Annotated in this window: 1 pseudogene; it reads right to left on the minus strand. The window is 79.5% G+C overall.

Annotation, left to right across the window (positions count from 1 at the left end):
* Window positions 1–297 (minus strand): annotated as a pseudogene (locus tag AAHZ94_RS35270) (hypothetical protein); the annotation flags it as partial.

Genomic DNA, 297 nt, shown 5'->3' on the forward strand with positions numbered 1-297 from the left:
GCGCCGTCTTCTTGGCTTTCGGCGCCGTGGCCGGAGCCCGCTTCGGGGCGTGCTTGAGGGTCTGCTTGGAGGTCTGCTTGGGTGCCGTGGCCGGAGCCCGCTTGGTCTGCGGGGCCGTGGCCGGAGCGGCCCTGCGCGCCCGCTGCGGAGCGGTGGCCACTCGGCGCGAGCCCTGCGAGGTGGCGGCGCTCGCCTGCCGCGGCCGGTACGGGGCGGCGGGGTTCAGCCGGCGGGTGCGCTGCGCGGTGGCGGGGTCGGCCTGCCGCGGCCGGTTCGGGGCGGTGACCGCGCTGCCCC

The sequence above is a fragment of the Streptomyces sp. HSW2009 genome, assembly GCF_040240285.1.
Classification (GTDB): domain Bacteria; phylum Actinomycetota; class Actinomycetes; order Streptomycetales; family Streptomycetaceae; genus Streptomyces.